Genomic DNA, 6640 nt, shown 5'->3' on the forward strand with positions numbered 1-6640 from the left:
GGGATCATGCTGGTGGCATCCAAGCCGTTGACCACCTTCGTCAATGCCCACCAGACGGTGGTCATTCTGTGCCTGGGCTTCCTGCTGACGATCGGCTTTTCGCTGGTCGCCGACGGATTCAGCTTCCACGTGCCCAAGGGCTATCTGTACGCCGCCATCGTGTTTTCGGTGCTGATCGAAACCCTGAATCAATGGGCGCGGCGCAATGTGCGCCGCGCCGAGATGCGCCGGCCCTTGCGTGAGCGCACGGCCGAGGCCGTGCTGCTGATGCTGGGGCGCAAGCCGCTGGACGGCCCGGAATTCGAAGGCGACGAGGACGCATCGCCGCCCGCCGAGGCCTTTGGCGACGAAGAACGCAATATGGTCAGCGGCGTGCTGACGCTCAGCGACCGCAACGTGCATTCCGTGATGACGCCGCGCACCGACGTGTCCTGGATCAACCTGGATGCGTCGGCCGATGAACTGCGCGCCCAGCTGATCCGCGAACCGCACAGTTTCTTTCCGGTGTGCCGTGGCACGCTGGACGAGGTGGTGGGCGTGGGTCGCGCCAAGGATCTGCTGCTGGACCTGCTGGAACACGGCGGCATCCGCGAAACCCGGCTGCGCGAGCCCATCATCGTGCACGAGACCATTCCCATTCTGCAGCTCATGGAAACGCTCAAGCGTTCACTCGGGCTGCTGGTGCTGGTGGCGGACGAATTCGGCTCCATCGTCGGCGTGGTGACGCCGATCGACATCTTCGAGGCCATTGCCGGTGAATTCCCCGACGAGGACGAGGCCCCTGACATCATCGACCAGGGCAATGGCCGCTGGCGTGTGGATGGCGCAGCCGACCTGCACCACCTGGAACAGGTCCTGCACACCGACGGGCTGGTCGATGAACACGAGGAATACTCCACCATCGCGGGCTATCTGTTGAACCGTTTCGGACGTCTGCCCGATGTCGGCGACCGTTGCGAACTGACGAGCGGCTACGGCGGGTTCCGCTTTACCGTGGCGGCCCTGGAAGGCCGCCGCATTGCGGCCGTGCAGATCGACAGTCTGGAACCATTCGACCCCGAGGCCGAGCCTCAGGACTGAGCACTCTCTGGGTCCGTGACCAGCCGGATCCCGGCAGCGTCGATTTCGATCCAGCCGCCCCGGGGCGGCGCGCCGCCATCGTATTCCCAGTCGGGCAGCACGTAGCGCTGCGCCGTGCGACCGTCCAGGTCCAGCGTGTGGATGGCGGGCCGGTGCGTGTGGCCATGGATCAGGATGTGGCACCCGGAATCACGCAGGGCCTGGGCAATGGCGGCAGGGTTCACGTCCATGATCGCCATTGGCTTGGTTCGCCGAGTCTGCCGGCTGCGGGCGCGTGCCCGGGCGGCGATGGCACGCCGCAGGCCCAGCGGCAGGGCCAGAAAAACCTGCTGGACCCAGGGGGTGCGGACGATGCGGCGGAATCGCTGGTAGGCGTGGTCGTCGGTGCAGTATTCGTCGCCGTGGGCCAGCAGGATCGGCCCGGCGTCGGTGTCCAGGACCACGGGGGCATCCAGCAGCCGGGCGCTCAGCGCGTCGGCCAGGGCGCGGCCCATCAGGAAATCGCGGTTGCCGCGCACCAGCCACAGGGGGATGGCGCGGGCTGTGGTGCGCAGTTCGTCCAGGGCGGCGGCCAGCCAGTCGGGCGGATTGCGCAGGGCATGATCGTCGCCGACCCAGGCGTCGAAAATGTCGCCGCACAGGATCAGGGCATCGGCGTGCCGTCGGGCCTGGTCCAGGAAACCCTGGAAAGCGCGCGCCGTCTCGGGGATGGCCGCGCCCAGGTGGATGTCCGAGGCGACCCAGACGGCGCCTTGCAGCGAAAGTTTATTCAACCAGCGTTGCGCTTTCGATGATGACGTCCTCGATGGGCACGTCCTGATGGAAGCCCTTGCTGCCGGTCTTCACCTTTTTGATTTCGTCGACGACTTCCATGCCTTCGATGACGCGGCCGAACACGGCATAGCCCCAGCCGTTGGACGTGGGCGCGCTGAAGTTCAGGAAATCATTGTCGGCCACATTGATGAAGAACTGGGCCGTGGCCGAATGCGGATCGGCAGTGCGTGCCATGGCGAGCGTGTAGCGGTCGTTTTTCAGGCCATTGTTGGCTTCGTTTTCGACGGGGGCGTGGGTCTGTTTTTGTTTCATGCCGGGGGTGAAACCGCCACCCTGGATCATGAAATTGTTGATGACTCGGTGAAAGATGGTGCCGTCGTAGAAACCTTCCTTGACGTAGGACAGGAAATTTTCGACGGTCTTGGGCGCTTTTTCGGCGTCCAGTTCGATCAGCAGATCGCCCTTGTTGGTGTGCATTCTGACGTGCGGATGAGTGCTCATGGCTGTGCTTTTCGGTGAGAGGTTGGAATCAGCCTGTGCGGCGGCGGTGCCGTTCGCCAGGACCAGGACGCAGCCCAGGCTGCAGGCACGCGCCAAGGGCAGGGCGCGGAAAAGGAACGAGGCATGGGACATGGCAGTGTCCAGGGTAAAGGGCCTATTGTGCCCGAGAGCCAGGGGTTTTGTCGTGCGTGGCCGGGGCGGCAGGGCGTGCGCCGGCTGCACGGGCGCGGTCAAAGGATTCCTGGGCCAGGCGCATTTGTACATGGCCCAGGTTTTCCAGTGCCGGGGCAAAGGCCGGGTCGGACACCAGCGCCATGTCCAGTGCCTCGCGGGCCAGCTGGAGCTGGCCCCGGCGGGCATATTCGATGGCCAGTGCGTTCCAGGGTTCGGGCAGTTCGGGGTAATCGACGGTCATCTGGCGCCAGATGGTCATGGCTTCGTCGTGCCGATTCAGTGCTTGCAGGGCGCGGCCCTGCAGGTAGCGCAGCTGGACATCCGTTCCCGGCGTGGAAAAGGCGTCGCGTGCGTGCTGTTGCTTGGCGATGATGTCCAGGGCTTCTTCGGCGCGGCCGGCATCGATCAGCGCCGACACGTGCTCGGCGATCTGGGCCGGGGTCAGTGGGATGGCCGTGTCCACTGCGGGCGCGGCCTGCTGGAGCAGGTCGGCAAAAGCCTGCCAGCCGCGTTCGGGCGGGGGGGGCTCGGTGAATGTGCCGGCCTGGGGGTCGTAGTTCAGGCTGGGTACAGGCGGACTGGCCTGAGCGCCCGGGGCAGCCGCGAGGGCCTGGCCTGCCGTCAGGCAGGCGCACAGGGCCAGAACAGGGAAAAAGGAGCGGGTCACGTCTGGGGGGCCTATGGATGGGTTGCGGGGGACGGTATACTTATCAATCCATTTTACATCCCCGTACGCTGCCCGCAGGGTCCAAAAGCGGCGGGTTCGCACGTCTCATCCGGCCCCCCATGCTGCATATCCACGACACCCTGACACGCCAGAAAATGCCGCTGCGCACAGCGGAACCGGGGGTGGTGCGCATGTATGTCTGCGGCATGACGGTCTACGACTTCTGTCACCTGGGCCATGCGCGGATGCTGGTCGGGTTCGATGTCGTGCAGCGCTGGCTGCGGGCTTCGGGCTATCGGGTGCGCTACGTGCGCAACATTACCGATATCGACGACAAGATCATCCGCCGTGCCGTCGAACGCGGCGTGACGATCCGCGCGCTGACGGAATTTTTCATCGACGCCATGCATGCCGACGAGCGCGCCCTGGGGGTCCAGCCGCCTGACGACGAACCACGCGCCACGGAACACGTGGCCGGCATGCTCGACATCATCCGCACGCTCGAATCCAAGGGGCTGGCCTACCAGGGGGCCGATGGCGACGTCAATTTCCCGGTGCGCAAGTTTCCCGGCTACGGCAAACTGTCGGGCAAGTCGCTCGACGACCTGCGTGCAGGCGAACGGGTCGCCGTGTCGGCTGGCAAGCAGGACCCGCTGGATTTCGTGCTGTGGAAATCCGCCAAGCCGGACGAACCCGCCGACACCCGCTGGGATTCCCCCTACGGGCCGGGCCGGCCAGGCTGGCATATCGAATGCTCGGCCATGAGCCACGCGCTGCTGGGCATGCCGCTGGACATCCATGGCGGGGGCCCCGACCTTAAATTCCCCCACCACGAAAACGAGATCGCCCAGAGCGAAGGCGCCTTTGGCGGCACTCTGGCGACGACCTGGATGCATTGCGGCCCCATGATGGTCGATGCCGAAAAAATGTCCAAGTCCCTGGGCAATTTCCGGCGCATCCGCGACACGGTTGCGCTGGATGCAAGCGACGATCGCGCCGACTATGCCGTCAACCCGCGCGAAGCCGAAATGCTGCGCTTTTTCCTGGTGCGCAGCCACTACCGCAGCGCCCAGAACTATGCGCCCGACAATCTGCTGGACGCGCAAAACGCCCTGGACCGGCTCTACCAGACGCTGGCCAGCGTGCCGCCTGCCGACGTCGCGATCGACTGGGACGATCCGGCGGCCCAGGCCTTTCGCGCGGCCATGGATGACGATTTCAACACCGCCGGCGCCGTCGCCGTGTTGTTCGAACTGGCGGGCCGAGCCCACCGCGAATCCAGCGCCCAGGCCAGCGGCCTGATGCGTGCGCTGGGGGGCATCCTGGGCTTGCTGCAGACCGACCCCGCAACCTACCTGAAATCCCCCACGCGTTTCCTGGCGGGCGGCGCCCGTTCGGGCACGCTGTCGTCCGATGCGATCGAAGCCCTGATCGCCGAACGCGCCCAGGCCAAGGCGGCCCGGGATTTCGCCCGTGCCGACGCCATCCGCGCCCAACTGCGCGAACAGGGGGTCGAACTGGCCGACGCCGCTGGCGGCGCCACGCAATGGCGGAGGGTGTGATCGTGGACATGCAGCCCCAATCGCCCGCCACACTGCGGCCCGCCTACTGGACGCAGGCCTGCGAACACCTGATGCAGCGCGACCGCATCTTGCGCAAGCTGATCCCGGTCTATGGCCACGAATCCATGCAGGCACGCCAGAGCCCATTCCAGACGCTGATCCGCATCATCGTCGGCCAGCAGATTTCACTGGCCCTGGGGCGCAAGCTCTGGGCCCAGCTGGTTCAGGCCTGTGGCAATGACATGCAGCCCGCGTGCATCGCCCGGTTCACCGAACCCGAACTGCGCGCGCTGGGCCTGTCTCTGCGCAAGGCCCAGTATCTGCGCGATGCGGCTGCATTCTTTGCCCAGCCCGACCGCCTGGACCCGGCCTGGTGGGAATCCCACGATGATGCAGCCGTGATGGCGCTGCTGTGCGACATCCGCGGCGTGGGCCGCTGGACAGCGGAAATGTTCCTGATTTTTTTCCTCGGGCGTCCCGATGTGCTGCCGCTGGATGACACGGCACTGCTCAAGGCCATCTCTCACCATTATTTCAGCGGCGAACCAGTCTCGCGCTTCGAGGCGCGCGAAGTCTCCCAGGCCTGGGCGCCTTGGCGCACGGTCGCCAGCTGGTACCTGTGGCGCAGCATGGATGCCGCTGCGGTCGAATACTGACCGCGTCCCGAAATTCCGTCCTAGGACCCCTGCTCTCATGCGAAATACATTTCTTGAATTCGAACAGCCTCTGGCCGAACTCGACCAAAAGATCGAGGAACTGCGCTACGTGCAGACCGATTCCGCCGTCGATATTTCCGAAGAAGTCAACCGCCTGCAGCAGAAAAGCCAATCCCTGGCCAAGAGCATCTACGCCAAACTGACGCCCTGGCAGACGGCGCTGGTGGCGCGCCATCCCCAGCGGCCCTACACCATGGACTACGTCCAGGCGCTGTTTACCGATTTTCACGAACTGCACGGCGACCGCATGTATGCCGATGACCAGTCCATCGTGGGGGGGCTGGCGCGGTTCAACGGCACGCCCTGCATGGTGATCGGCCACCAGAAAGGCCGCGACACCAAGGAACGCGCCCGGCGCAATTTCGGCATGCCGCTGCCCGAAGGCTACCGCAAGGCCCTGCGCCTGATGAAACTGGCCGAAAAATTCCGCCTGCCGGTGTTCACCTTTGTCGATACCCCGGGCGCCTACCCCGGCGTCGGCGCCGAGGAACGCGGCCAATCCGAAGCCATCGGCCACAATCTGTACGCCATGGCCGGCCTGCGGGTGCCCATCATCGTCACCATCATCGGCGAAGGCGGTTCGGGCGGCGCGCTGGCGATTGCCGTGGGCGACACGGTCATGATGCTGCAGTACGCCACCTATGCCGTCATCTCGCCCGAAGGCTGCGCGTCCATCCTGTGGCGCAGCGCCGACAAGGCCGCCGCCGCAGCCGAGGCCCTGGCGATCACCGCGCCGCGCCTCAAGGACCTGGGCCTGGTCGACCGCGTGGTCAACGAACCCGTGGGCGGCGCGCACCGCGATCCGGCCACCATGGCTCGTCAGCTTCAGCGCGCCCTGGCCGATGCCCTGCGCGAACTCTCCAGCCTGGACGTGGACGAACTGCTGCGCCGCCGCCTCGAACGCCTCTCGGCCTATGGGCGTTTCCAGGAAACCCGCTGACCGGGCTCCGCGTTTCGCCAAACAACGCGCCATCGCGGCTGCAAACGCCCTGGCCGATCCTTGGCAGGCGGCGCTCGATCCGGCGCTGCTGCGGGCGCTGGACGCCGTCCTGTCGGCGCAGCCCGCGCAGACCGCCATCGGCGTGGCGCTCAGTGCCGGGGCCGATTCCGCCATGCTGGCCCTGCATGCCGCCCATGTGGTGCGTCGCCTGGGACGGCGCCTGCAC

General features: G+C 65.9%; 7 protein-coding genes and 1 pseudogene. 5 read left to right on the forward strand and 3 right to left on the reverse strand.

The features are described 5' to 3' along the window. Window positions 1–1080 (forward strand): hemolysin family protein (locus RBR29_RS09705; protein WP_320348886.1); only part of this gene is annotated, 1080 nt, incomplete at its 5' end. On the opposite strand, the gene RBR29_RS09710 is transcribed toward RBR29_RS09705, so the two are convergent. The 3 genes from RBR29_RS09710 to RBR29_RS09720 form a co-directional block, all read right to left on the reverse strand. Then, window positions 1071–1853, reverse strand: a complete 783-nt coding sequence (locus RBR29_RS09710; protein ID WP_320348887.1) for a UDP-2,3-diacylglucosamine diphosphatase — start codon at window positions 1851–1853, stop codon at window positions 1071–1073. The two genes, RBR29_RS09705 and RBR29_RS09710, sit on opposite strands and share 10 nt — an antisense overlap. Further along, window positions 1846–2355 carry a peptidylprolyl isomerase gene (locus tag RBR29_RS09715; protein WP_320348893.1) on the reverse strand — a complete coding sequence of 170 codons (510 nt, stop codon included), beginning with the start codon at window positions 2353–2355 and terminating at the stop codon, window positions 1846–1848. The genes RBR29_RS09710 and RBR29_RS09715 overlap by 8 nt, the downstream gene beginning before the upstream one ends. Before the next feature lie 154 nt (window positions 2356–2509). Continuing rightward, entirely contained in the window at window positions 2510–3196 is a 687-nt protein-coding gene (locus RBR29_RS09720) for a tetratricopeptide repeat protein (protein WP_320348889.1), read from the reverse strand. A 119-nt stretch (window positions 3197–3315) separates the two neighbouring features. Here RBR29_RS09720 and cysS point away from each other — a divergent pair, with 119 nt between their 5' ends. The 4 genes and pseudogenes from cysS to RBR29_RS09740 all read left to right on the forward strand — a co-directional run. Continuing rightward, window positions 3316–4758 carry a cysteine--tRNA ligase gene (gene cysS / locus RBR29_RS09725; RefSeq protein WP_320348890.1) on the forward strand — a complete coding sequence of 481 codons (1443 nt, stop codon included), beginning with the start codon at window positions 3316–3318 and terminating at the stop codon, window positions 4756–4758. Window positions 4759–4766: 8 nt separating this feature from the next. Further along, on the forward strand, window positions 4767–5414 hold the full coding sequence (locus RBR29_RS09730) for a DNA-3-methyladenine glycosylase 2 family protein (protein WP_320348894.1): 648 nt from the start codon (window positions 4767–4769) through the stop codon (window positions 5412–5414). Between the two features lie 37 nt (window positions 5415–5451). Then, on the forward strand, window positions 5452–6414 hold the full coding sequence (locus tag RBR29_RS09735) for an acetyl-CoA carboxylase carboxyltransferase subunit alpha (protein WP_320348891.1): 963 nt from the start codon (window positions 5452–5454) through the stop codon (window positions 6412–6414). After that, window positions 6389–6640: pseudogene (locus tag RBR29_RS09740) on the forward strand (hypothetical protein); the annotation flags it as partial. The gene RBR29_RS09735 and the pseudogene RBR29_RS09740, both read left to right, overlap by 26 nt.

The organism is Castellaniella sp. (assembly GCF_034007085.1).
Classification (GTDB): Bacteria; Pseudomonadota; Gammaproteobacteria; order Burkholderiales; family Burkholderiaceae_B; genus Castellaniella.